Source organism: Pseudomonas sp. PGPPP1 (genome assembly GCF_002255865.1).
GTDB lineage: Bacteria > Pseudomonadota > Gammaproteobacteria > Pseudomonadales > Pseudomonadaceae > Aquipseudomonas > Aquipseudomonas cremoris.
Map to the genome: position 1 here is coordinate 86,621 of NZ_NKIG01000024.1, position 23,779 is coordinate 110,399.

General features: G+C 60.2%; 27 protein-coding genes. 4 read left to right on the forward strand and 23 right to left on the reverse strand.

All coding sequences use genetic code 11. The features are described 5' to 3' along the window. The first annotated feature begins 340 nt into the window (after positions 1–340). The 3 genes from CFE47_RS23230 (at position 341) to CFE47_RS23240 (ending at position 2,267) form a co-directional block, all read left to right on the forward strand. A complete protein-coding gene (locus CFE47_RS23230) occupies positions 341–1,537 on the forward strand; it encodes an MFS transporter (protein ID WP_286840721.1) in 1,197 nt (398 codons plus the stop codon). An 85-nt stretch (positions 1,538–1,622) separates the two neighbouring features. Continuing rightward, positions 1,623–1,949, forward strand: a complete 327-nt coding sequence (locus CFE47_RS23235; protein WP_185703271.1) for a hypothetical protein — start codon at positions 1,623–1,625, stop codon at positions 1,947–1,949. A gap of 51 nt (positions 1,950–2,000) precedes the next feature. After that, positions 2,001–2,267 carry a hypothetical protein gene (locus tag CFE47_RS23240; RefSeq protein WP_185703269.1) on the forward strand — a complete coding sequence of 89 codons (267 nt, stop codon included), beginning with the start codon at positions 2,001–2,003 and terminating at the stop codon, positions 2,265–2,267. Positions 2,268–2,385: 118 nt separating this feature from the next. On the opposite strand, the gene CFE47_RS23245 is transcribed toward CFE47_RS23240, so the two are convergent. From CFE47_RS23245 to CFE47_RS23340, 20 genes are all read right to left on the reverse strand, one after another. Beyond that, positions 2,386–3,291: a PfkB family carbohydrate kinase gene (locus CFE47_RS23245; protein WP_286840722.1), complete on the reverse strand. Its 906-nt coding sequence runs from the start codon at positions 3,289–3,291 to the stop codon at positions 2,386–2,388. After that, the gene (locus CFE47_RS23250; protein WP_286840723.1) at positions 3,284–4,750 is read right to left on the reverse strand and encodes a purine-cytosine permease family protein; all 1,467 of its coding nucleotides are present in this window, start codon (positions 4,748–4,750) and stop codon (positions 3,284–3,286) included. The genes CFE47_RS23245 and CFE47_RS23250 overlap by 8 nt, the downstream gene beginning before the upstream one ends. 55 nt (positions 4,751–4,805) lie before the next feature. Then, a complete protein-coding gene (locus CFE47_RS23255; protein WP_286840724.1) occupies positions 4,806–5,807 on the reverse strand; it encodes an ADP-ribosylglycohydrolase family protein in 1,002 nt (333 codons plus the stop codon). Continuing rightward, positions 5,804–6,517: a GntR family transcriptional regulator gene (locus tag CFE47_RS23260; protein WP_286840725.1), complete on the reverse strand. Its 714-nt coding sequence runs from the start codon at positions 6,515–6,517 to the stop codon at positions 5,804–5,806. Before CFE47_RS23260 ends, CFE47_RS23255 begins: the two co-directional genes overlap by 4 nt. Positions 6,518–6,587: 70 nt before the next feature. Continuing rightward, positions 6,588–7,148, reverse strand: coding sequence for a DUF1285 domain-containing protein (locus tag CFE47_RS23265; RefSeq protein WP_286840726.1), 561 nt, complete (start codon positions 7,146–7,148; stop codon positions 6,588–6,590). 17 nt (positions 7,149–7,165) lie between these two features. Further along, complete coding sequence (locus tag CFE47_RS23270; protein ID WP_185703257.1) at positions 7,166–7,771, reverse strand: DUF4823 domain-containing protein; 606 nt, start codon at positions 7,769–7,771, stop codon at positions 7,166–7,168. Positions 7,772–7,869: 98 nt separating this feature from the next. After that, positions 7,870–8,838, reverse strand: a complete 969-nt coding sequence (locus CFE47_RS23275; RefSeq protein WP_286840727.1) for a GTP 3',8-cyclase MoaA — start codon at positions 8,836–8,838, stop codon at positions 7,870–7,872. A gap of 115 nt (positions 8,839–8,953) precedes the next feature. Then, positions 8,954–9,607 (reverse strand): TetR/AcrR family transcriptional regulator, encoded by a 654-nt coding sequence (locus CFE47_RS23280; protein WP_286840728.1) that lies wholly within the window; start codon positions 9,605–9,607, stop codon positions 8,954–8,956. A 429-nt stretch (positions 9,608–10,036) separates the two neighbouring features. Beyond that, complete coding sequence (locus CFE47_RS23285) at positions 10,037–10,822, reverse strand: TatD family hydrolase (RefSeq protein WP_286840729.1); 786 nt, start codon at positions 10,820–10,822, stop codon at positions 10,037–10,039. Positions 10,823–10,885: 63 nt separating this feature from the next. Further along, on the reverse strand, positions 10,886–11,875 hold the full coding sequence (locus CFE47_RS23290; protein WP_286840730.1) for a DNA polymerase III subunit delta': 990 nt from the start codon (positions 11,873–11,875) through the stop codon (positions 10,886–10,888). Then, the gene (tmk, locus tag CFE47_RS23295; protein ID WP_286840731.1) at positions 11,868–12,500 is read right to left on the reverse strand and encodes a dTMP kinase; all 633 of its coding nucleotides are present in this window, start codon (positions 12,498–12,500) and stop codon (positions 11,868–11,870) included. Before tmk ends, CFE47_RS23290 begins: the two co-directional genes overlap by 8 nt. 19 nt (positions 12,501–12,519) lie before the next feature. Next, on the reverse strand, positions 12,520–13,653 hold the full coding sequence (mltG, locus tag CFE47_RS23300; protein WP_286840732.1) for an endolytic transglycosylase MltG: 1,134 nt from the start codon (positions 13,651–13,653) through the stop codon (positions 12,520–12,522). Position 13,654: 1 nt separating this feature from the next. Then, positions 13,655–14,470 (reverse strand): aminodeoxychorismate lyase, encoded by an 816-nt coding sequence (gene pabC, locus CFE47_RS23305; RefSeq protein WP_286840733.1) that lies wholly within the window; start codon positions 14,468–14,470, stop codon positions 13,655–13,657. Beyond that, positions 14,470–15,714, reverse strand: a complete 1,245-nt coding sequence (gene fabF / locus CFE47_RS23310; RefSeq protein WP_185703241.1) for a beta-ketoacyl-ACP synthase II — start codon at positions 15,712–15,714, stop codon at positions 14,470–14,472. The genes pabC and fabF overlap by 1 nt, the downstream gene beginning before the upstream one ends. Positions 15,715–15,823: 109 nt before the next feature. Continuing rightward, positions 15,824–16,060 carry an acyl carrier protein gene (gene acpP / locus CFE47_RS23315; RefSeq protein ID WP_007987170.1) on the reverse strand — a complete coding sequence of 79 codons (237 nt, stop codon included), beginning with the start codon at positions 16,058–16,060 and terminating at the stop codon, positions 15,824–15,826. A 191-nt stretch (positions 16,061–16,251) separates the two neighbouring features. Then, the gene (fabG, locus tag CFE47_RS23320) at positions 16,252–16,995 is read right to left on the reverse strand and encodes a 3-oxoacyl-ACP reductase FabG (RefSeq protein ID WP_185703239.1); all 744 of its coding nucleotides are present in this window, start codon (positions 16,993–16,995) and stop codon (positions 16,252–16,254) included. Positions 16,996–17,014: 19 nt separating this feature from the next. After that, positions 17,015–17,953, reverse strand: coding sequence for an ACP S-malonyltransferase (fabD, locus tag CFE47_RS23325; protein WP_286840734.1), 939 nt, complete (start codon positions 17,951–17,953; stop codon positions 17,015–17,017). Between the two features lie 126 nt (positions 17,954–18,079). Beyond that, positions 18,080–19,090, reverse strand: coding sequence for a phosphate acyltransferase PlsX (gene plsX, locus CFE47_RS23330; protein WP_185703237.1), 1,011 nt, complete (start codon positions 19,088–19,090; stop codon positions 18,080–18,082). 4 nt (positions 19,091–19,094) lie between these two features. Next, entirely contained in the window at positions 19,095–19,277 is a 183-nt protein-coding gene (rpmF, locus tag CFE47_RS23335) for a 50S ribosomal protein L32 (protein WP_008152339.1), read from the reverse strand. A 13-nt stretch (positions 19,278–19,290) separates the two neighbouring features. Beyond that, positions 19,291–19,821 carry a YceD family protein gene (locus tag CFE47_RS23340; protein WP_010566563.1) on the reverse strand — a complete coding sequence of 177 codons (531 nt, stop codon included), beginning with the start codon at positions 19,819–19,821 and terminating at the stop codon, positions 19,291–19,293. A gap of 105 nt (positions 19,822–19,926) precedes the next feature. Between CFE47_RS23340 and CFE47_RS23345 the strand changes: the two genes are divergently transcribed. Continuing rightward, positions 19,927–20,505, forward strand: a complete 579-nt coding sequence (locus tag CFE47_RS23345; protein WP_286840735.1) for a Maf family protein — start codon at positions 19,927–19,929, stop codon at positions 20,503–20,505. 132 nt (positions 20,506–20,637) lie between these two features. On the opposite strand, the gene CFE47_RS23350 is transcribed toward CFE47_RS23345, so the two are convergent. The 3 genes from CFE47_RS23350 to rluC are packed head-to-tail and all read right to left on the reverse strand — an operon-like array spanning position 20,638 to position 23,251. Further along, positions 20,638–21,621: a S49 family peptidase gene (locus CFE47_RS23350; protein ID WP_286840736.1), complete on the reverse strand. Its 984-nt coding sequence runs from the start codon at positions 21,619–21,621 to the stop codon at positions 20,638–20,640. A gap of 21 nt (positions 21,622–21,642) precedes the next feature. Further along, positions 21,643–22,305, reverse strand: coding sequence for an HAD-IA family hydrolase (locus CFE47_RS23355; RefSeq protein WP_286840737.1), 663 nt, complete (start codon positions 22,303–22,305; stop codon positions 21,643–21,645). Then, positions 22,292–23,251 (reverse strand): 23S rRNA pseudouridine(955/2504/2580) synthase RluC, encoded by a 960-nt coding sequence (gene rluC / locus CFE47_RS23360; protein WP_033901273.1) that lies wholly within the window; start codon positions 23,249–23,251, stop codon positions 22,292–22,294. The genes CFE47_RS23355 and rluC overlap by 14 nt, the downstream gene beginning before the upstream one ends. Positions 23,252–23,779 lie beyond the last annotated feature (528 nt).

Genomic DNA, 23,779 nt, shown 5'->3' on the forward strand with positions numbered 1-23,779 from the left:
GTTCGCTGTGTGGGGTCAATCCGGCCAAGTCGCCGATTTGTAATATTGCGTATCTCGCCGGTATCGCTCTCGATACATTGATAGGCGAACAAGGCCCTTGGGTTCTGGCTTAAACGCGACAGATACCCCACGACTTCAACTACGCATCAGGACTATCGCAAAGGCCAGCTGTACGGCGGTTGAACAAATTTGCTCGCCTTGACCGCTCGTCCGGCGGCACAGCGCACCGCGCGATTACTCCACCTGTGGCTAATGCTGAGACCACTAACACCACAACTAACCCGCGCCCCACCCGTGCTAAAAGCTGACGGCATAAATCCAACAACGGCCAGGTCCGCCCATGTCCACCGCTGCGATGCTTTCCCGAAAACACTTCGTGTTCTTTTGCCTGGCCAGCTTTCTGTTGTCCTTGTCTTATGGCTCGACGTTCTTGCTGTCGCTGTTGATCCACCTGCGCGGCGGCAATGAACACGACGCCGGCAGTGTGATTTCCATGGCGATGCTGAGCACCTTTGTCGCCGTGATGGTGTCCGGTCACCTGGCCGATTGGCTCGGCGCCGCTCGCTCGATTGCAATGCTTGGCCTTTTGCTGGCCGTGGCGTGCCTGGGCTTTGCGCTGACGCCAGGTTTTGGCCAGGGCTTGATGATGTTTGGCCTGGCCTTGGGGCTGGGTTGGGGCGTGTTCTATACCTTGGGGCCGATCATCGTGGCGATGCTGGTGGAGCCACAGTATCGGGCCAAGTACTTCGCATTGCTGTCGGGGAGCATGATGAGTGGCATCGGCGCCGGCCCTTTGCTGGGGCGTGCGGCGAATGCGCTGGGATTGCCCCTGACCACCGCGTTCTACATCGCCGCGTGCGCCAGCCTGATTGGGGTAGTGATGTTCTGGCGCTTGGGCGCCCATCTCAAGCAACAAGGTGCTGTACCGGCAGCGAAAATCTCGTGGGTTGCCGTGCGCCGGGTACTGTCGTCCAAAGCGGTGTTCGCGATCATCATGGTCGGCCTCGGCGGCTGCGTGTTCGGTGGGTTGTCGTCGTTCCAGACCAGCTATGCGGCGGCGCACAACCTGGACTATTCGTTGTTCTTCGCGGGGTTCCTGAGCGCCGCAATCACCAGCCGTTTGCTGATCGCCGGGTTCGTCGTCAAGCGTGATGCCTACAGCGCCGCGTGTGTGCTGTCGGGGCTGATGCTGGTGTCGGTGTTGATGTTTGGCTTCAGCGTGTCAGGCAGCTTCAGTTACCTGTTGGCGGCAGTCACTCTGGGCGTCGGCTATGGCCTGACGTATTCGGTGATCAACGGGTTGGTGGCGAATGAAGCACCGGCCGGCACCACGTCCCAGGCGCTATTGTTGTTCAGCCTGGCGTACTTTGTCGGGGTGTTCGGGTTTCCGTTGCTGGCGGGGCAGATCATTGTGGAATACGGCCTGCCGACGTTGCTGTTGAGTGTGGTGGCTGTAGCGCTGCTTAACTGGCTGATCACGGTGGCGCGATTGATTTGGCGCCGAGCATCGGCACACAAAATCTTACAGGTGAGCTAAGACCGTTCGTCGCCATCAAGGCACGAACGCAAAGTGCGGGCGGACCAATAGAGGGTAAGGACATTAATCCTATGGAGATACCCTCATGAAGCATTCCCAGTTTGCTGCCCTCGCCCTCACCGGCCTGCTGTCTGCGGTTTCCCTGAGTAGTGTGGCGGCCACCTCGTCCACCGGTCCCACCAACCCCTCCACTAGCGAAACCCAGAAATCCATGGGCACCGGCATGGAAACCAATGGCGGCGCGGTCGACAACAGCAACAGCGCCGACCCACACACCCAAGGCCAGGACACCGGGCGCCAGAGCCCGCCAGCGGTCGGCAACGGCAAGATGGGCCCTTCGGTGAATGAACCGAAGATCAATAAAGGCGACGACTCGAACCTGCCAGGCGCGCCAAAACAGCCTGCACCTTGACCTGATCAACGCACCGCCAACACCCGATCATTTCCCAGTGAAGAGGTACGCATGAACGTCGATAGAAACCTTGAAAAAGAAGTCCTCACCCGCCTGCTGCACGCCCATCCGAATGGCTTGGGCAAGGAGGTGCTGGATAACTACCGTGGCGAAAAAGTGGTGGCCAGTGTGCTGGCTTTTTTGCAGGACCGCGGATTTATCAAGGATGGGCATGTCACCACCGGCGATGACGGTGAGTACTCGCTGAATTTACCGATCAAGCTGACGGCGTCTGGGGTGGATGAGGCGCGTAAGTTGGAGTCTGAAACCAGCCAGTAGCCCTCACATTGGGCTAAATGTAGGAGCTGGCTTGCCTGCGATAGCGGTGGGTCAGTCAGTGTTTATTGACTGACGCGCCGCTATCGCAGGCAAGCCAGCTCCCACAGTTTGACCGAGTTTATTCAGTGAGTAAGGCGTCAACTTCTGCACTGCCGGGAGATGTTGCTGGCCCCCAACGCGTCACCGCCAACGCCGCAGCCGCATTCGCGCGGCGCGCTGCTTGAACCGGCGCAAGTCCCGCAGCCAACCCGGCTACAAACACTCCCGCATGGGCATCGCCCGCCCCATTGCTGTCGACGGCTTTCACCTTGAAGCCCAGCACGTGGTCGGCATTCACCCAGCAACCTTTCGGGCCATCACGCACCACCAGCAATGCATCCTCTGGCAAATGACGTTTCAACTCGCCCAGCGCATCCGCCAGCGTACGTGCACCGGTAAACGCCAAGGCTTCCGGACCATTGCTGGTCCAGATATCGATACGCGGCAGCAACGCCACCATCAGTGCCGATTCCGGCGCCTTGACCAGCGGCCCCGGGTCAAACACCACGTTGATCTCACGCGGCAACGCCACGACCCAGTCGAGCAATGCCTGTGCCTTGCCCTCCAGCAACAGGCTGTAGCCGCTGACATACACGTAGTCGCCAGGCTGCGGCGTCACGCGCGCCAAGTCGTCGGCGCTCAAGTCACCTTCGGCACCGATATGGGAAATGAACGTGCGCTCGGTGGTGGCCTCAGTCAGCGACACGCATAAGCCCGTGTCTTTGTCGGTGCTGGCCGGCAGGGCCATCTCCACGCCCTCGGCCTGCATTGCGGCGCGGGCCAGGTCGCCGAAGCGGCCATTGCCATGGCGACCGAGGTACACCACCGGCAAGCCATTGCGCCGCGCCGCTGCCATGACGTTGAAGCCACCGCCGGCTTCGAAACTGGCGGATTGCGCCAGCACGTCACCGCCGGTTGCGGGCAAGGTGTCGAGGGCCATGACCAGGTCAACGATGACTTGGCCGGTGTGCAGCAATCTAGACATTGTGACTCTCTACCAAAGCCGGGCGACGATCAGCTGCGCCACCCAGTACTGCATAAATGCCGCCGGCCACCAAGAAGGTGACGATCCAGCCCAGGCCGTTGTGGCCCAACCAAGAGTCGGACAATGGCCCGGCGAACCAAATGTTTTCGGCGGTGGTGCCGATGGTGGTGAAGCTGAAACCCAGCACAATCGCCACGGCCCAGGCGCCGAATGCACGCCATTCCACACCGCCGCGATACCAGTAGGCGCTGCTTGGGCTGACGTCCAGCAGGTCCTTGGGGCTGTAGTAGTGACGGTGGATCAGGTCGACCACGAAGATGCCGACCCACGCCGTGATCGGCACCGCCAGCAGCGAGATAAAGGTGATGAACGGGCCGTAGAAACTATCGGCGATCAGCATGAAATAGATGGAGCCGGCGAAGATCGCCACGATGTCGACAATCACCGCATGCACGCGCTTGACCTTAAGACCGAGGGTCAAGGTGGTGAGGCCGGCGGAGTACACCGAGAGGTTGTTCGACAGCAACAGCCCGCCAAACGCGGTGATCAGGTACGGCACCGCCATCCAGGTCGGCAGCATGTCGCGGATCGCGATGATCGGGTCAGTGGCCGAGGCCAAGTCGTTATTGCCGACCGAGAGCAAGCCGCCAAGGGTGATCAACAGCACCAGGGGAATGCCCGCACCGAACGCGGCAGAGGCCACCAGGCGCACGGCCTTGACGCTGCGGTGCTGGTAGCGCGACATGTCGGCACCGGCGTTCGCCCAACCGATACCGGTACCGGCGGCCATGGTACCGACGCCGATGATCATTGCGCTCAGCGGTGCCGGGGTCGCATTGAATACGGCGCTCCAGTCGATGGTGGCGCAGAGGAAGCCGCCCACCAGGATGTTCAAGGCGCCAAATACATAAGTGGCCCACTTCTGAATGACCAGCAATGTCGCATGACCAAGGCCGGAGACCGACAGGGTCAACAGCACGAAAATCGCGATGAAGATGAGCGTGAGGATGGGTGCACTTTTCGCCTCGACTGGAGAACCGAACAGGATCGAACACAACGACAGCAACACGAAGGCGGCGGTGGTGGTGTTGACGGTTTCCCAGCCCAGGCGGGACATCAGCGACACCAGCGTCGGCCCGATATTGCCGCGCACGCCGAAGATGGCGCGGGACAGGGTCAGGCTCGGCGCGCGGCCACGACGGCCGGCAATGGAGATGATGCCCACCACCGCGAAAGAACCGGCGGCGCCAAGGATCGCCACGATGACCGCCTGCCAGATGGCCAGGCCGCGGAACGCGACGAGCGTTGCGCCCAGTGGCAAGCCGAGGATGCTGATATTGGCCGCGAACCATACCCAGAACAGTTGCAGCGGGTGGCCGTTGCACTCGGCTTCCGGGACCGGCTCGATGCCGCGTGTTTCCAATTGCCCGGCGCCTTGGCCGGAAGAGGTACTGCTCATGAGAGGGTGCTCCTGATGCCTGTATTGTTGTGGTTGTGGCAACTTTCTGTGGTGTTTAGCGCAACGCGAGCAAACCGTTGACCAACGGCTGCAAATCCAAACCATTGACGGCCTTGACCTGTTCGATCATCGCCTCCGGCCAACAGTGCATCCCAAGACACGCCCCCAACATCGCGCCGAGAATCGCGGCGATGGTGTCGGTGTCGCCACCCAGGCTGGCGGCCAGGCACAGGGCCTCGAATGCATTCATGTCACCCACGGCCACTTGCTGGGCCAGGGCAAACGACACCACCACCGACTCCTGGGACGCCACGGAAGTGCCGATCAATTCGTATAACAGGTCGGCGAACAGCGCTTTGTCTTCGCTGCCCACGCTCAAGGTGCGCGCCCAACTGATACGGGTGGAAATACGCCCGCCCGCGACCCAATGGCCATGGCCTTCAGCCTGCTGGGCGATCTGGGTGCCGATATTCAATGCTTCACCGAGGTCCACACCGTTGATACCCGCCGAGACCACCGCCGCCACCGCCGCCGCGCTGGAGATGCCCAAGGTGGTGTTATGGGTCACCTGGCACGCCTGGATCACCGCCTGGATAAACTGCGTTGGGTCGCTGACATCGGCGGCAATCCCCACGGGCGTGATGCGCATGGCCGCGCCGTTGGTGGTGCCGTAGCGACCGGACTCTTCCGGGGTGTGCCCGGCGAGGATCATGTCGATCGCGCGCTTGGTCGAAGGGCCCAGCAAGTCTTGGGAGCCCTTGGCACGCATCACCGCTTCCCAGTCGATCAGGCGCTGGGCGAGCACGGTGGGTTCGATGCTGCCTTGGCCTTCGACCAATAACTCACCGACCAGGATCGCTTGCTCGGTGTCATCGGTAATGGAACCGGCTGGCATGTTCGGGGCGATGGGCTGGTGCGCATCGGCATCTTCCAACGCAGTGATCGCACCGAAGCGCGCGCGTACTTGCTCACGACTCAGGGACTGGGTGGGCATGCCCAGGGCATCGCCCAACGCCAGGCCGTAGAAGGCGCCGAGGGCGCGAGTGTGCGAGGTCATTTCGAATTTCCAAACTGGAGGTGCAGGCGAAAGTGCAGAGGGTCGAGCAGGCTTTCGACGTGTTCCATGAACCGCTCACGGCGGTCGTAGGTCGTGCGCGAGGCCTTGAGGAACACCGTGCCCGTCGGACGACCGAGCAGTTCGGCGTCGTCATCGGTAAGCGGCTCGGCGCCGATCCACTGGTCACCTTCGGCGCCAACGTAACCGTAGGCCGCCAGGGTGATGGTCAGGGAATTATCGATCAGGCCGACCTGAGGCAGGCTTTCCAGGCCACCCGAAGCGGGCATGAGCGAACGCTCCAAAGACACGGCAGTACCATCGGGAGTACGCCGGCGACGGTCAAGGGCAATAAATTGGTCACTGCCGAAACGGCTGAGCAGGTCCGGGCGGGTTACCGCCTCCAGGCGCAGGATATCGGTGTTCACCAAGGCGCCAGTATCGGCCAGGGCTTGCGCCCAGCCGCTGCGTTGGTCGAGCACCATGCCGTCAAAGGTGACAATGGAGCCGACGCCGCTTTGGGTGGCGATGTAATTGCGCCGTTTGAGCTCAGCCAGGGCTTCGCGCAGGGTGCCGCGGCTGACCGCAAACTCTTCGGCCAACTGATGCTCGCCGGGCAAGAGGAAACCGTCGACCATCACCCCACCCTCGATACGGCGGATAAGCTCGTCGACGACGCGTTTTTTCTTATCAAATCGGACATGTCTAATCATGTACAAATTGATAACCGAAAGCCCCGCTGTGCAGCAAGCGAATTATGTCAGAGGAATGAAAAAACCGGCCTCAGGGCTCCAGGCCAATACGGAAAAACTCCCCGCCGCTCCAGACCCCAAGCCAGTTCTGACCGTTGATCGGACGGCTCACCGCCAGTTCAACCAATTGGTAGAACACGTTGCGGTGTACAAGGGCTTCGAGGTTGGTGCGCACCCGCAGGTAGGGTGACGGCTCTTGGGTAATGGGGTCGATCACTACGCGCAATGGGTGTTCCATGCCCGCTTCAATCGGCTCATCGACGTTGGTGGTGAAGCGCAGCAATTGGCTTTCGCCCTGCCCTTCCACCTCAAGGGTCACGGCGACAAAGGGCGCATCATCGACGGTGATGCCGACCTTTTCCACGGGCGTGACCAGAAAGTACTCATCGCCATCGCGGCGGATGATGTTGGAGAACAACTTGACCATCGGCTTACGCCCGATCGGCGTGCCCTGGTAGAACCAGGTGCCATCACGGGCGATACGCATGTCGATGTTGCCGCAGAAATCCGGGTTCCACATGTGCACCGGCGCCGGCCCCTTGCCCTTGGGCAGTTGGGCCAACAGATCATTGGCCTTGGCGGAATCGGTCATGGGGTTCTCCTCGGGATTTATTGGTCACTCATGCCCAGCAGGCTGCGCGCGTACTGCGCAAGGGGACGAGCGATCAGGTCTTGTGGCTTGTTGTCGTGGAACGTCAGTAAACCGCCACGGCTGCGAATGCGCACAGTATCGATCAAATACTGGGTGCTGGTCTCGATCAACATGACCTGGATCACGCCACTGTCGAGGCCGAGTCGGTCGAGGGCCTCCTGATCGGACCACTCGTCGGCGTTGCCGATGCGGTCATCCGCTGCCGCGAAACGGCAATACAGCAAATAGTGGGCACCCGCGCCACGCGCTTCGGCCATCGCCTGCTCCAGGCCTTCGGCCTGACGGGCGCGACGCACCATGGGAAAGTATTCGACAAAGCCGTTGAAGGCCTCTTCAGCCACCACGTTTGGACGCGGATAGGCGCTGCCTGGCGGCACGAATGCGCCTTGAGCGATAAAGATAAACGAGTCCGGCTGCACGCGAACCGAGTTGCTGCGACGCGTATCGCTGTGGTCCAGCAGCCCGGCGTCACTCATCTGATAACGAGTGCCTTCGGCCATATCGCTGACGGTCATGCAACCACTCAGCGCCAATGACGCCAGCAACAAAACCAGACTACGCATCCTATTCCTCCAGAAGCCGGTGACGGAAAACCGGCGAATGGGCGTGAGATGCAGAAACCGCGCCATTCAGGAGAGGCACCTGTCCAAATGTAGGCGTTTTAGCCGCCGATGATCTTCATGATGGTAGCGCCACCCGAAAACGCGACTTCCTGTTTGTCGCCCAAGGCTTTCATCAACAGACCTTGCAGGGCAGGCAATGCCTGGTGGCGCGGCAGGTCCAGCAAGTCACCGACATAATGACGATTGCTCGACGACAAGCATCCATGCAACCAACCCGTGGAAGACAAGCGCAGCCGCGAACAGGTACGGCAGAACGGTACGCTCTCGTTAGCGATCACCCCGAAGTAGCCTTTGCCCGGCACTTCGTAGCGCACCGCCGTCGCGTCCACAGGAGCGTTGGCTTGCAGGTACTCGTGGTGTTCGCCGATCAGGCTGAGTAGCTGCTGCAGGCTGACAAATTGCTGCAGGAACGCGTTGGAGTCCTTGGCCAGGTGCCCCATGCGCATCAACTCGATAAACCGCAATTCGTAGCCGCGCTCCAGGCAGTAATCCAGCAACGGCATTACCTGGTCCAGGTTCTGGCCGCGCAGTGGCACCATATTGACCTTGATCTTGATCCCGGCAGCGCGGGCCTGGTCCATGCCGTCGAGCACGGTGGCCAAGTCGCCGCCACGGGCGATGCTGCGGAAGGCGTCGGCGTCCAGGGTGTCGAGGGAAACGTTGATGCGTTTGATCCCGGCATCCACCAGCAACGGCAACTTGCGTGCAAGCAGTTGGCCGTTGGTGGTCAGGCTGATATCACTGAGCCCCATCTGCCCAACGGCGCCCATGAAGGCTTCCAGTTTGGGGCTGACCAGCGGCTCACCGCCGGTGATACGCAGGCGCTCGATACCGGCCGCCTCAATCAGATAGGCCACACCACGGGCCATGGCCTCGGCCGAGAGTTCGTCCTGGGCAGCCACCAGCCGCTTGCCGTTGGGCACGCAGTAGGTACACGCATAATTGCAGGCTGAGGTCAGGCTGATCCGCAAATTGCGAAAACGCCTGCCTTGACGATCAACGATCATGGATCACTCCGGCAGAAGATGTTACGGGCGCGCTAAAAGCTGACTGAAAAATCAGCTTTTAGCAAGCGTCCTTGCCTGAGTATATTCCTGGGGTACTGCGCGTGGCAGTAAATCCTCAGGTGGCAGGGATCTCCGCAGCCGGTGGCTCGCCGCTGTGTTTACGCTTGTTGCCCATGCGTACACCGATGTCCATCAGGAACTGGAAGAAACCTTCCTGATCTTCCAGCACGTTGCTCCAGAACGGCGAGTGGTACAGCGCCACCGCGCCGTGCACCAACGCCCAGGCAGCGCAGTAGTGAAAATATGGCGGTACGTCTTCCAGCTTGCCTTCGCTGATACGGCCCTTGATCAACAGGGTCAGGCGTTCGAAGTTCGAGGCACGGATCTTGTGCAGCTCTTCGACCATTTCCGGCACCTGATGGCCCTTGACCACTTTTTCTTCCAGGCGGTCAAACAGGCGGTACCGCTGCGGGTCACGCATGCGGAATTCGAAATAGGCGCGCGACAGCGCTTCCTTGTCCTTGTCGACATCGGCCGAATGCAGCAGCTCGTTCAAATCGCGCTCATAGTCGAGCATCAGGCGCAGGTAGATCTCAGCCTTGGACTTGAAGTGCTTGTAGATGGTGCCTTTGCCGATACCCACGGCATCCGCGATCATCTCGACGGTGACGCTGTCTTCACCTTGTTCGAGGAACAGCTTGAGCGCGGTGTCGAGAATTTCCTGCTCACGGCGGCGAAACTCACGGACCTTACGGGGTTCTTTGTGCATGAGGAAGAGATCTGCAGAGGTGAATAGGGGGCGGGTTGCGCAGGGCCACGGATACGTGGCGATACGATTTACCCGATGCGAGGGATTATCCAGACTGAACGGTCGCCGAGCAACGCCTATGTGAACATTCTGCGCACCCTCCTAACCCTGCGCCAACGAATAGACGCCGATCAGTCAGAAATAATACGCAACAACTACCGTCGTACACCTGCGTAATGAGAACTCAAGCGAAGCGCGTGTATTCCAAATCTGTTTAAAAAACGAACAGTCGCGACTGGACTGAATCGGATACTGATCAATACTTGAACTGTCGGCGTGACATCTCCCCCAAGTGACGCGCCGACCTGGGTACCGAAGGACTGTGTGCCCTTGTTTTACTCCTAATGGTCTTAGCCCGGATTCACCCCCCAGAACCCGGGTTTTTTTTGCCTAGGATTTGACGTGCGCCAATGGGAACAAGCGTTTGAAGTTCTCAGTCGTCTTCTCGGCAAAACGCTCGGCGGACTCGCCGCGCAGCATCGCCAGGTAATCTGCCACGTCGCGGACGTATTCCGGCAGGTTGGGCTTGCCCCGGTGCGGGATCGGCGCCAGATACGGCGAGTCGGTTTCCACCAGCAGTCGGTCGGCCGGCACCTGGCGCGCCACGTCGCGCAAAGCGTCGGCATTGCGGAAAGTGACGATGCCCGACAGCGAGATGTAGAAACCCAGGTCCAGGGCCGCCTTGGCCATCTCCCAGTCTTCGGTAAAGCAGTGCAGCACGCCGGCCTGGGGCAGCGCGGCTTCGCGCAGCAGGGCCAGGGTATCGGCGCGGGCGCCACGGGTGTGGACGATCACCGGTTTGCCAGTTTGCTGGGCGGCTTGCAGGTGCAAGCGAAAGGAAGCTTGCTGCAACTCGGCGGCTTCGGGTTCGTAGTGGTAGTCCAGGCCAGTTTCGCCAATCGCCACCACCCGCGGGTGGTTGAGTTCACCCAGCAACCAATCTAGCGCAGGCGCTTCGCCGGGCTTGAGGTCCAACGGATGGATACCCACCGAGCAGTCCACATCGGCATAACGCTCGGCCAGGGCTTTGACGTCGGCGGCGTTTTCAGCGCTGACACCGATGCACAGGAAGTGCCCTACCCCACGCTGGCGAGCGGCTTCGAGGGCCGCGTCGAGGGAGCCGCCGTGCTGGGAGAGGTCGAGGCGATCAAGGTGGCAATGGGAATCTACGAGCATAGGAATCTACGACTTAAATCACGGAAAGTGTCTGGCCCACGATACACCCGCAGGCCTCGGAAATTAACGACGGCCGAGCAGGCCAACCCACTGCACCAGCAGCGCTTCGAGCAGCAGCACACGGTTGAGGTTGGCTTTGCCTAGCACCTTCTGGCGCTGGGCGAGGATCCAGTCCTGAATATTGAGCACCTTGTCCTGGGCGCTTTTCTGCGCAAGGTATTGCACCACCTTGCGCATGTCCGGCAGGCCCAGGCCGCTTTCATCCTGGGTCAACTGGTAACGCAAGATCAGGCTGGACCAGTCACAGAACCAGTCGAACAGCAGCAGCAGCGGAATATCCTTCCAGGCGCTTTCGGCCAGTTGCGTGGCAGACAGTTCTTGCTTGAGCAGTTTCTTCACGCCATCCACCACTAGCGCACGTTGCTCGCGCACGCCCTGGGCTTGCAGCTTTACCGCAGCCAAGGGTGAGCCGGCGGCCAGGGTCAATAACTCAACCCGTTCTTCTGCGCTGCAATCCGGTAATGCCTGCCCCAACCACGCAAGGCTCATGGCCTCGCTCGGCAACGGGCATGCCTGCTGTACGCAGCGACTGCGGATGGTTGGCAGCAGACGGCTGGACTGGTGGCTCACCAACAACAACACCGTATCGCCCGAAGGTTCTTCCAGGCTTTTGAGCAAGGCGTTGGCGGCGTTGATGTTCATTGCCTCTACCGGCTCGATCAACACCACCTTGCGCCCGCCCATCTGCGCGGTCTGCACCACGAAGCTGACCAGATCACGCACTTGGTCGACCTTGATCGCCTTGTCGGCTTCCTCAGGCTCCAGCAGGTAGTTATCCGGGTGACTGCCCGCCTTGAGCAGCAGACAGGATTTGCACTCGCCGCAGGCTTCCAGATTGACCGGGCGCTGGCACAGCAGGCTGGCCATCAGGCGCTCGGCGAGATCACGCTTACCGATCCCTATCGGCCCATGCAGCAAGTAGGCATGGGCGTGCTGGGCACGGCCGGCCAGTTGCTGCCAGAGGCTGTCCTGCCACGGGTAGGCTTCAGCCACGGGCGCGCTCCAACAGTGTCGGCAACAGGGCATCGATAGCCTGTTGCACCTGAGCGAGCGGCTGGGCAGCGTCCAGCAAGTGATAACGCGCAGGTTCAGCATTAGCACGCTTGAGGAACGCGGTACGTACCGCATCGAAGAAGGCCTGACCTTCCAACTCAAAACGATCCAGGCGGCCACGCGCGCTGGCACGGGCCAGCCCGACCTCTACCGGCAGGTCGAACACCAGGGTGAGATCGGGGCGCAAATCGCCTTGGACGAACGTTTCCAGCGTGGCAATGCGCTCCAGGGACAAACCCCGGCCACCGCCCTGATAGGCGTAGGTGGAGTCGGTGAAACGGTCACAAATCACCACGGCACCACGGGCCAGGGCCGGGCGAATCACTTCGGCCAAGTGCTGGGCACGCGCGGCGAACACCAGCAGCAGCTCGGTATCGGGGTTCATCTGTTCTTCACCCGGAGCCAGCAACACTTCACGAATGCGCTCGGCCAGTGGCGTACCACCGGGCTCACGGGTCAACACCACCTCGATGCCCTCGGCGCGCAAACGCTCGGCGAGGTAATCGCGGTTGGTGCTTTTGCCGGCGCCTTCGGGGCCTTCCAGGGTAATAAACAAGCCAGTCACAGGCAGTCCTTAGTCAGAGTCATTGCGGGCTTTGTGGCGCGACAGTGTCGGGCGCAGGTGTGGCCGGCGTTTCAGCAGGTGCCTCGGTCGATGGCGCCGGATCTTCCGCCGGTTTTACCACCGGAGCGGGACTGGAGCGGTAGTCAGCACGACGCTTGAGCTGGAACTCACGCACGGCGGCGTTATGCGCATCCAGGTCATCGGAGAAAATATGGCTGCCATCGCCACGGGCGACGAAATACAAGCTGCTGCCCGGCACCGGGTTGAGCGCCGCGTGGATCGCCTCGCGGCCGACCATGGCAATCGGTGTCGGCGGCAAACCGGAAATCATATAGGTGTTATAGGGGTTGGCTTCCTTGAGGTGAGCGCGGGTCAACTTGCCGTTGTAGCGCTCTCCCAGGCCGTAGATCACCGTGGGGTCGGTCTGCAACAGCATGCCGACTTTCAGGCGACGCACAAACACCCCGGCAATTTGCCCGCGTTCCTCAGGTACACCGGTCTCCTTCTCCACCAGGGACGCCATGATCAGCGCTTGATAAGGGTCGGTGTACGGCGCATCGGCGGCACGCTTGCTCCACTCCTGGGCGAGTACGTCGTCCAGGCGGTTATAGGCTTTTTTCAGGAATTCGACGTCGGTCATTCCACGTACGAAACGGTAGGTATCCGGGAAGAAGCGACCTTCGGGGAACACACCGGGGTGGCCGAGCTTGTCCATTACCTCGCTGTCGCTGAGGCCGGAAAGGGTTTGCACGATCTTTTCATGCTTGGCCAGCGCCGAGCGAACCTGGCGGAAATTCCAGCCCTCCACCAACGTCAGGCTGTACTGCACCACTTCACCGCGCTGCCATAGGCCGATCAAACCTTGTGCGGTCATGCCGGGCGTCATGCGGTATTCGCCGCTGTGCAGCGGTTGGCCGTCGAGGTTGAAGCGCCAATACAGGCGCAGCCAGAAGGCGCCATCGAGCACGCCGTCGGCTTCCAGGCGATTGAAGGTGCCGGTAGGCGTCGCCCCTGCCGGTACATCGAGCAATTGCTCCTGGGTCAGGTTCAAGGGCTGCTTCAAGGCAGAGTCGAACTTCCAGGCCGAATAGCCCAACAGCAAAGCCGCCGAGAACAGACCGATCAGCAGCAGTACAACCAGTTTTCGTATCAACTCAAATATCCAATAGCGCGCGAACAATGCCCTGCAGTTTACGGGTGAGCGGCCCAACCGACCAGCTCATCGCAGCGCAAGCGCGCACCGGCCAAATGCCATAAACGCTGTTGCAGACAAACACTTCGTCGGCCTGCTGTAACTGCTCGATACTGATGTCGGCCACAGCCACCGGGATGCCCAGTGCCTGCGCCTGGGCCAGAATCTCGGCGCGCATCACCCCGGCAACGCCGCAACGATTCAGATCGGCGGTTAGTAACAAGCCATTACGCACCAGGAACAGATTGCTGAATACACCTTCGATCACTCGGCCAGATATATCCTGCATCAAGCCTTCAGCATGCTCGGCATCCTGCCACTCGGCGCGGGCGATCACTTGCTCCAGGCGGTTAAGGTGCTTGAGGCCCGCCAACAAGGGCTGCTCGGCTAAACGAGTCGCACACGGGAACAGGCGGATGCCATCGGTTCCGTGGGTGTGGGGATAGGTTGCGGGCGGGCTGCCCTGCAAGATACGGCGCACCGGCGCGCCAGGGTTGATGCCATAACCCCGCAGGCTGTCGCCGCGAGTGAGGATCAACTTGAGAACACCGTCGCCGAGGGCTAAGGCGTAGGCCAGCACTTCGCTGCGGATCAACCCGTGATCGGCAGCCAAGGCGAGGCGCCTGCAACCCTCATCAAGGCGCTGCAGGTGGCGGTCGAGCAACACAGGCTGCCCGGCCTTGACGGCGATGGTTTCGAATAGCCCATCGCCATACGCCAGGCCGCGATCTTTCAGGGGCACGTTGTCCGCTGGCTGACCGTCGACCCAGCTTTCCATCACTCGGCGAACCGGCGGAACACCAGGGAACCGTTGGTGCCGCCAAAACCGAACGAGTTGGACAACACTACGTCGATCGGCATCTGCTGCGCTTCGTGCGGCACGAAGTTCAGGTCGCAACCTTCGTCCGGCTCATCCAGGTTGATGGTCGGCGGAGCGACCTGATCCTTGATGGCCATCACGCTGAAGATCGCCTCGACCGCGCCAGCCGCACCCAACAGGTGACCGGTCATGGACTTGGTGGAGCTGACCGCCAACTTGTAAGCGTGCTCGCCGAACACCGACTTGATAGCTTCGGCTTCCGCTAGGTCGCCAGTTGGGGTCGAAGTGCCATGGGCGTTGATGTATTGCACCTGGTCCGCATTGACCTTCGCATCGCGCAGGGCGTTGGTGATGCAACGCGCGGCGCCGGCACCGTCGGACGGTGGTGAGGTCATGTGGTAAGCGTCACCGCTCATGCCGAAGCCGATCAGCTCGGCGTAAATGGTGGCACCACGCGCCTTGGCGTGTTCCAACTCTTCCAGCACCAGGGCACCGGCGCCGTCGGACAACACGAAACCGTCACGGCCCTTGTCCCACGGACGGCTGGCACGGGTCGGCTCGTCGTTGCGGGTGGACAGTGCACGGGACGCGCCGAAGCCGCCCATGCCAAGACCGCAAGCAGCCATCTCGGCGCCGCCGGCGATCATTACGTCGGCTTCGTCATAGGCAATGTTGCGCGCGGCCATGCCGATGCAATGCGTGCCGGTGGTGCACGCAGTGGCGATGGCGTAGTTAGGCCCCTGCGCCCCCAGGTGGATCGACAGGAAACCGGAAATCATATTGATGATCGAGCCCGGCACGAAGAACGGTGAGATTCGACGGGGGCCAGTATCGTGCAGGATGCGGCTGGTTTCTTCGATATTGGTCAAGCCACCAATACCCGAACCCATGGCCACGCCGATCCGTTCACGGTTGGCGTCGGTGACTTCCAGGCCGGCGTTACGCACTGCCTGAAAACCGGCTGCCAGGCCGTATTGAATGAACAGGTCGAGTTTGCGGGACTCTTTAATCGAGAGGTATTCCTCGACATTGAAACCCTTTACCGAGCCGCCAAAACGGGTGGAATAGGCAGAAAGGTCCGTGTGTTCGATCAGACCAATACCACTGCGGCCAGCCAGAATGCCCTGCCAACTGCTCGGCACATCCGTACCCAGTGGCGACAACATACCCATACCGGTGACTACGACGCGTCTACGCGACACAGCACTCTCCTTTTTCTAATGACGACACTTTGCTATAGAGCTAAAGAAAAAACCGCACGCTGTAACAGCAGTGCGGTTTTTCCCAACAGCAAGCGACGACTAAAAACTATTACGCCTGGTGGGCAGTAACGTAGTCGATAGCAGCTTGAACGGTAGTGATTTTTTCAGCTTCTTCGTCCGGGATTTCGGTCTCGAATTCCTCTTCCAGAGCCATCACCAGCTCAACGGTGTCAAGGGAATCGGCACCCAGGTCTTCTACGAAGGAAGCAGTGTTGACCACTTCTTCTTCTTTAACGCCCAGTTGCTCGGCGACGATTTTCTTGACGCGCTCTTCGATGGTGCTCATACCTTGTTTAACTCCTAATGGACAAATTCAGGCAGCTGGCCAGTGGGTAAGTGTATAGAAAGCCTTTTCAGCTTTTCAACTGAAAGCTTCACCACGTACCCGGTCGACCACCCGCCTATAAATTAAGTTGCAGCTTTATAACGGATTTTAGACAGCTCGTATGACATTTTTTTGAAGCGATCCGTCACAATTTAACTCATGTACATCCCGCCGTTCACCGGGATTGTAGCCCCAGTCACGTATGCCGCACCGTCGGATGCCAGGAAAGAGACCACATTCGCGATCTCTTGAGCCTGGCCCAGACGGCCCAGCGGAATCTGCGTCAGCAAGGCTTCACGCTGTGCTTCCGGCAGTTCGCGGGTCATATCGGTATCGATGAACCCTGGGGCCACCGAGTTGACCGTAATCGACCGCGAGCCGACTTCACGCGCCAGTGCACGGCTGAAACCTTCCAGGCCGGCCTTGGCGGAGGCGTAGTTTACTTGGCCTGCGTTGCCCATGGCACCCACTACGGAGCCAATATTGATAATTCGGCCCCAACGCGCCTTGGTCATGCCGCGCAAAACGCCCTTGGACAGGCGAAACAGACTGTTCAAGTTGGTATCGACCACGTCGTACCACTCGTCGTCTTTCATACGCATCATCAGGTTGTCGCGGGTGATGCCGGCGTTGTTCACCAGAATAGCCGGCGCGCCGAACTGTGCAGTGATCTCGGCCAGTACGGCAGCCACGGACTCGTCGCTGGTGACGTTCAGCTCAAGGCCGGTGCCTTGCACGCCGTTTTCCTTCAGGGTCGCGGCGATACGCTCGGCGCCCGAGGCAGAAGTGGCGGTGCCGATGACAACGGCGCCCTGACGGCCCAGCTCCAGGGCGATCGCCTGGCCAATGCCACGGCTTGCGCCGGTAACCAGTGCAACTTTACCTTGCAGACTCATGCAGGCTTCTCCTAATTCTTCAAGCCAATGCTGCGCGAGCGGCAGCGAAGGCATCCGGGGTATTGAGGTTAGCGGTCGACACACCGTCGGCGCAGCGCTTGTTCAAACCGGCCAGGACTTTGCCCGGACCGCACTCGACCAGCTCGGTGGCGCCATTGGCGGCCAGGGTCTGGACCGACTCAACCCAACGTACGGGCTTGTAGAGCTGTTCCAGCAAGTCACCCTTGAGGGTTTCGAGGTCGGCGGCCACGGCCGCGCTGACGTTCTGCACCAGCGGAATCTGCGGCGCCTGCCAGTTGATGGCGGCGATGGATTCGGCAAAACGCTCGGCCGCCGGGCGCATCAGCTCGCAGTGAGACGGCACGCTTACCGGCAGCGGCAGCGCGCGCTTGGCACCACGGGCCTTGCAGCCTTCGATGGCGCGCTCAACCGCAGCCTTGGCGCCAGCGATTACCACCTGGCCAGGGGAGTTGAAGTTCACTGCGCTGACCACTTCACCTTGTGCCGCTTCGGCACAGGCTTCGATCACGACGGCGTCGTCCAGGCCCAGGATCGCAGCCATGCCGCCCTGACCAGCCGGAACGGCTTCTTGCATCAGCTGGCCACGACGTTCAACCAGCTTGACCGCTTCAGCCAGGGTCAGGCTACCCGCTGCAACCAGCGCACTGTATTCACCCAGGCTGTGACCGGCCACGAATGCCGGGCGCGCGCCGCCTTCCGCCAGCCACAAACGCCACAGGGCGATCGAAGCGGTCAGGATGGCCGGCTGAGTTTTGTCGGTTTGATTGAGCTGCTCTTCCGGCCCTTGCTGGGTCAACGCCCACAGGTCGTAACCCAAGGCATCGGAAGCTTCCTTGAAGGTGTCCAGGATCAGCGGGTATTGCGCGCCCAGCTCGGCCAGCATGCCGAGGGACTGCGAACCCTGCCCTGGAAAGACGAATGCGAGGGATGTAGACATGTAACAAGCCCCTAATGATCTGGTCGTCGGATATGGGCACCCCTACGGTGGGAGCACCCGAAACTGACAGATTGGATGGTCAATTGAACTGGCCGGTCACATTTAAGCATTTCCGGGCCGATTCGCCTAAGGCAACAGGTCCTCTAGACGGCCGTGCAAGCGTTGCGGCAGGTTTTCCTGAATCTCGATCAGGGCCCGCGCAATCGCGCTTTGAAAGCCTTCCACGCCCGCCGAACCATGGCTTTTCACCACGATGCCTTGCAGGCCGAGAAAACTCGCACCGTTGTGCCGCGCCGGCGCCAGGTCAGCCTGCAGGCGGCGCATCAACGGCAACGCCAAGGCCCCCACGATGCGTGAAACCAGGTTGCGCTTGAACAACGCCTCGATACGCGTAGCGATCATGGTCGCCAGGCCTTCACTGGATTTGAGCAGGATATTGCCGACAAACCCATCGCACACCACCACATCCGCTTCGCCACGGTACAGACCGTCACCCTCGACAAAACCGATGTAGTTCAAGCCACGCGCACCTTGCAACAACGTGGCGGCGAGCTTGACCTGCTGGTTGCCCTTGATGTCCTCGGTGCCGATATTCAGCAAGGCAACACGCGGCCGGGCCACGCCCAACGCCTCGGCAGCCACCGAGCCCATCACGGCAAACTGCAGCAGGTGCTCGGCACTGCAATCAACGTTTGCCCCCAGGTCCAACAGCTGGCAATAGCCTTGCTGCGTCGGGATCGCCGCCACCATTGCAGGCCGATCAATGCCAGGCAACGTCTTGAGCACATGCCGCGACAAAGCCATCAGCGCCCCGGTATTGCCAGCACTGACACAGGCTTGCACCTTGCCATCACGCAGCAACTCAAGCGCCACCCGCATCGAAGAGTCAGGCTTGCCACGCAGGGCAGCCGCCGGTTTTTCATCCATGGTGATGGTTTCGCTGGCTGGCGTAATCGTCAGGCGCGCGCGATCCACCGCCGGATGGCTGGCAATCAGTTCTTCAAGTAAGGAGGGTTGACCGACAAGGGTCAGGTGCAGCGAGGGTGTGGCAGACAGGCTGGCAATGCAGGCCTGAACAATGCTGCGGGGACCGAAGTCCCCGCCCATTGCGTCTATCGCGATGACTAGAGCAGACAAGTGATTACTCGTCAGCGCCCTTGTCGATCACTTTACGGCCACGGTATACGCCTTCTGGCGATACGTGGTGACGCAGGTGAATTTCACCGGTGGTTTTTTCTACCGACAGAGTGCTTGCCGTCAGGGCATCGTGCGAACGACGCATGTCACGGGCAGAGCGGGATTTTTTGTTCTGCTGAACAGCCATAATTGATTAACTCCTAAACGTTTGGGTCACGCTTTAACTGCGCCAATACACTGAACGGGTTGGACCGCGTTACCTCGTCCTCGCTCGGTTCGGGCTCGTCATCGAGACCCGCCGGCTGCTGGCATTCTTCCGGATGATGAGCAGGCACAATGGGCAAGGCGAGCAGAAGCTCCTCCTCGATCAGTGCATGCAGATCCAAAGGATCTTCGCCCAGTTCCAGCACGTCATAACCTTTCGGCAACGACTGGGTATTCGCACCCTCCTTCACCACAGCATAACTGCACTCGCTGTGGATCGGCAGGGTGACCAGCTCAAGACAACGCTGGCAAACCATTTTGACCTCGGTGTCGATAAAGCTGTGGATTACCACAGATTTACGTTCATCTCGTTCAAAAACGAATTTGGCCTGCACCGTACCGACAGTGTCGGAAAGCGGGTCGCAGAGTCTCTCCAAATCGGCCAGCAGCAACTCACCTTGAAGGGAAGTGCCACGATCAGCCAATTTGCGCGGGTCAACGTGAGGTGGAATCGGGTCATTCAACATAGGCGCAGCATTATAGGGATGCACCCAGCCATGTCAAAGGAAATTCAGCCCTGTGCGTCAGCCGGTCACGCAGCTAGAATCCCCGGCTGCCTTGAGGAGACGCCCATGCTGCCTTTATTACTCGCATCCAGCTCGGTTTATCGCCGGGAATTGCTGAGCCGCCTGCATCTGCCATTCACTTGCAGCTCGCCGGACATCGACGAAAGCCATCACGCATATGAGTCCGCCGTGGAGCTGGTCAAGCGCCTGGCTGAACAGAAAGCCCGCGCCCTTGCAGCCAGCCATCCAGGGCATTTGATCATCGGCTCCGATCAGGTGGCGGCACTCGACGGAAAAATCATCGGCAAGCCGCACACCTTTGAAAACGCCCGCGATCAACTCCTGGCCGCCAGCGGCAAGCGGGTCAGCTTCCTGACTGGGCTGGCATTACTGAACACCGAGACCGGCCACTGCCAGGTCGATTGCGTGCCGTTTACCGTACACATGCGTGAGCTGGATGTGGAGCGGATCGAACGCTATCTGAAGATTGAGCAACCCTATGACTGCGCGGGCAGCTTCAAGGCAGAAGGATTGGGTGTGAGCTTGTTCCAGAACACGGAGGGGCCGGATGCGACGAGCCTTGTAGGTTTGCCGCTGATTCGCCTGGTAGACATGTTGCTGAGTGAAGGCGTGCAAATCCCTTGAACCCTGCACAAAACCAATGTGGGAGCGGGCTTGCTCGCGAATGCGGTGAATCAGTCGGCATATCGATGACTGACACTCCGCCTTCGCGAGCAAGCCCGCTCCCACATTTGAATCTACACAAGGCTCAGAATCTTAGCGCAGGCTCGGGCCTTGGAAGCCCATATACAGCGCCAACTTCTCCGCCACGCTGGCGCCCAGCTTCTTGGAGAACCGATCAAACGGCGATTCCTGCACGGTGAAATCCACCAGCTCTTTCTCGCCAACCACATCCCGCGCAACCGAACTGGCACTGCCCAGGCCGTCGATCAAGCCTAGCGGCAACGCCTGCTCGCCCGACCACACCAACCCGGAGAACAGCTCCGGATGTTCCTTGTCCTTCAGGCGATCGCCACGCCCCTGTTTCACACTGGCGATGAACTGACGATGCGTGGTGTCGAGCACGCCCTGCCAAAACTCGGTTTCATCAGCCTTTTGCGGCTGGAACGGATCAAGGAAGGATTTATGCTCGCCCGAAGTGTAGGTGCGGCGCTCTACGCCGAGCTTCTCCATGGTGCCGACAAACCCGTAACCGGCGGCCGTCACGCCAATGGAGCCCACCAGGCTGGCCTTGTCGGCATAGATCTGATCAGCCGCGCTGGCAATGTAATAAGCTCCGGAGGCACCAAGATCGGAAATCACCGCATAAAGCTTGGTATCCGGGTGCAAGCCGCGTAGACGGCGAATCTCGTCATACACATATCCCGACTGCACCGGGCTACCGCCCGGACTGTTGATACGCAGGATCACGCCTTTGACCTTGGGATCTTCAAACGCAGTCCGCAGGCTGCTGACGATATTGTCGGCGCTGGCGGACTCCTTGTCGGCGATCACCCCGCGCACCTCGATCAGCGCGGTGTAACTGGCACCGCGAGTTGCGTTCTTTTCCATGTCCATCAGCGGACTGAACAGCGCCAGCATTGCGATCAGCCACACAAAGGTCAGCAGTTTGAAGAAAATCCCCCAACGCCGCGCACGGCGCTGCTCCTGGACACTGGCCAGCAGGGTCTTCTCCAACAGCTTCCAGCTTTTGTCATCGCCGCTTTCAGCCTTTTCGGGCGCCTTCCATTCGTCACTCATGCCATTAACCCCAGCAAAGACTTATCGGGCCCGGCTGAGCCAGGCCTGCAATTCGGAAAAATGATCAATCGTCAGCCGCGGCTCGTATTGTTGCAGGGCCTCGGCAGACTGGGCGCCATAGCTGACCGCCACACTGTCCATGCCAGCATTGCGCGCCATCATCAGGTCGAAGGAGGCATCGCCCACCATCAACGCCTGGCGCGACGACACACCGCAGTGGGCCATGATCTGTTCGAGCATCAGAGGATGGGGTTTGCTGGCGGTTTCATCGGCAGCACGGGTGATATCGAAAAAATCTTCCCAACCGTGAGCCTTGAGCACCCGATCCAGGCCGCGACGGGCCTTACCGGTAGCGACCGCCAGGTGATAACCCTCGGCACGAAAGGCATTCAGAGACTGCACCACACCCTCAAATAGCGGCGAAGGCTCAGCCTCCAGGGCGATGTAGTGATCGGCGTAGTGCTCGCGAAACGCAACCAAATCAGCATCGCTGATCTCTGGATACAAGGTGCGAATCGCCTCAGGCAAGCCCAGGCCGATGATGCCCTTGACCGCGTGATCCGTGCACAGCGCGTAACCCGAACGGGTCGACGCCGCATGCATCGACTCGACAATTCGGCCAATGGAGTTGGCCAGCGTTCCGTCCCAATCGAAAATCAGCAGTTTGTAATCAAGGTGCGACACTCAAACGCTCCACGGTCTTGGCCCACATCTCATCGACCGGGGCCTGCAGCTTCAATTCGCCACCATCGGGCAACGGCACGGTCAGCATGTAGGCGTGCAGGAACAAGCGCTTGCCGCCCAGATCGCGGATCTCCTTGGAGAAATCCTCGTCGCCGTATTTGGTATCACCGGCAATGCAGTGGCCCGCGTGCAGGGTATGCACACGGATCTGATGGGTACGCCCGGTCACCGGCTTGGCCTCGACCATGGTGGCAAAGTCGCCGAAGCGGCGCAGCACTTTGAACAGGGTCAGCGCTTCCTTACCCTCCTCGTCCACTTCCACCATGCGTTCGCCGGAGCGCAGGTTGCTCTTCTGCAGAGGCGCACGCACGCTCTTGATGGAACTGGCCCAGTTGCCGCGCACCAGCGCCATGTAGCGCTTGTCCACACCGTCGCCACGCAGGGCGGTGTGCAGGTGACGCAACATGCTGCGCTTTTTGGCGATCATCAGCAGGCCGGAAGTGTCGCGGTCCAGGCGATGGACCAGCTCCAGCTCCTTGGCATCCGGACGCAACTGACGAAAGGCTTCGATCACGCCGAAGTTCAGGCCACTGCCGCCGTGAACCGCAATGCCGCACGGCTTGTTGATCACGATCAGCTTGTTGTCTTCGAAGACAATCGAGGCTTCCAGGCGCTGCAACAAGCCTTGAGCCAATGGCACAGGCTCGTCACGTTCTGGCACGCGAACCGGCGGCACACGGACGATATCGCCCGCCTGCAACTTGTACTCGGGCTTGATCCGGCCCTTGTTCACCCGCACTTCACCTTTACGCAAGATGCGGTAAATCAAGGTCTTGGGCACACCTTTGAGCCTGGCCAGGAGAAAATTGTCGATGCGTTGGCCGGCATATTCCGGCGAGACCTCGAGCAGCTGGACGCTGGGGGTCTGGGGGGCGGTAGTCGTCATGCCGGCGATGATAACAATTTTTATGGAATTGAAGCACTTAATCATTGCTGCTATAGTCGCGAACGCCGCCAAAAGCGGCCTGGCCAGAGGACATGCGGCAAACTGCCGGCCCTGACCATCGCAATTCATCAGGACGCGAGGCCGTCCTACGGGGCTTTCGCCACCTTGGAAGGCTCAGGATTGTAACGAGCGCAGGTGACATGAGGCCTGAAGCGAGTGCAGAAAGCAGAGTGAATACTCGCGTTTTGCGCCGATATTTACGGCCAGTTCACAAAGTGCAGTCAGTCTTGAGCCAGACCATGGCGAATGCTTCGGAAACAACGCCTGTTAAGAGCTGAGTGAGAGCGCAGTCGCCCACACCTAGTCTTGTTTAGCCATGAGCGTGGACTCCCCATTGGAGAACACGGTAAATGCCAACCCGCTGCGGATTCTGCGCGCGGCAGCACCCGAATTATCAGGGATACGTGTAGGGTGGAGATGCACAACCGTCGGACCGTGTAGCACTAGGCTTATATTTAGACGCTTCAT